Origin of the sequence: Bartonella sp. AP57NXGY (assembly GCF_042195805.1) — a bacterium.
Classification (GTDB): domain Bacteria; phylum Pseudomonadota; class Alphaproteobacteria; order Rhizobiales; family Rhizobiaceae; genus Bartonella.
The window spans coordinates 1-1,130 of the sequence record NZ_JBHIOZ010000333.1; the positions used below are offsets into that span (position 1 = coordinate 1).

2 protein-coding genes and 1 pseudogene are annotated in these 1,130 nt (G+C 37.9%); all 3 read right to left on the reverse strand.

Annotated features, from left to right (window positions below; genetic code table 11):
• A pseudogene (locus ACFIL8_RS10705) lies at positions 1 to 209 on the reverse strand (recombinase); the annotation flags it as partial.
• Between the two features lie 130 nt (positions 210 to 339).
• Positions 340 to 792 (reverse strand): hypothetical protein, encoded by a 453-nt coding sequence (locus ACFIL8_RS10710; RefSeq protein ID WP_375652354.1) that lies wholly within the window; start codon positions 790 to 792, stop codon positions 340 to 342.
• 11 nt (positions 793 to 803) lie between these two features.
• Positions 804 to 1,085 (reverse strand): hypothetical protein, encoded by a 282-nt coding sequence (locus tag ACFIL8_RS10715; protein WP_375638704.1) that lies wholly within the window; start codon positions 1,083 to 1,085, stop codon positions 804 to 806.
• Between the last annotated feature and the right edge of the window lie 45 nt (positions 1,086 to 1,130).

Consider the following 1,130-nt stretch of genomic DNA (forward strand, 5'->3'; position numbering starts at 1 on the left):
ACTTGTATAGTAGAAAGATCACGGACAAAGTTTTGACGCTCTTGTCGTTCTATCTCCTTTTCTCGCAATTCAAGAAGACGCTTGAGACGATCCATATCGACATCATTTTCTAAAGCTCTTTCTAAAATAAGCTCCATAGCTGTAGGTTTGATTTCACAATCGTTCGTTTTTTTCACTAATTCCGTTTGTGTGGTACTTAGTTCACTCATCTTGATTTCCTCCACTGCGCGCAATTTCCCCGTGGCGTGAATCACGCTTGTGTTTAAAAATATTGTTTGGTTGTTAGAAACGGCTTATAGAGATACTATAAGATTAGTAGTTCGTATTTTTTTCCATGGTTTATTGCCTCTCGCCCGTTGTGATGATTTCATCATTGATGATCTCTGCGTTTCCATGAATAAATGCATAACCATAGATTTTGGCATTTCCCCCAACTTTTGCTCTGATGGAAATCAATGGACTGTCATAAATTTTAGCATTTCCATTAATAAATGCACCACCGGAAACTTGTGCATTTTCGTAGATTTGTGCATTGGCAAAAACACATGCATTTTCGTAAATATCAGCAATGTTATCAATATAAGCATCACCAAAAACTTTGGCATAACCATAGACTTTTGCATCATCGCCTACCCAGCAATTGCCATCATGACTTAGATTGTCTTCATTCTCTATAAAGCCGCCAAGATCACCTTTCTTGACGTCCCCCAAATCTCTCAATGCACGAATGCGGCGGAGTGTTTTGTCATTAACTTCAGTTTTTTCATCAGTCAGTTCGTATTTTTTTTCCATGATTTTTGCCCCTACCTTAAGATAGCATCACTTCCATAAAATGCTGTTTTGCCAGCTACTATGGCATTACCACCAACTTTTGCGTTATTATAAACTTCGGCATCATCATAAACCCATGCCTCACCACCAATCCAGCAATTGTTATCATGGCTAAGATTTCTTTCACTCTCTACCCAGCCACCAAGATCACCTTTTTTAACATCTCCAAAGTCTTTTAATGCACGGATACGGTAAAGCGTTATTCTATCAACTTTAATTGTCTCATCAGTCAGTTCGTATTTCTTTTTTATCATAATAACCTCCTCTTAATGCATGCTTTGTCTTTTAAGCTCTTGAGA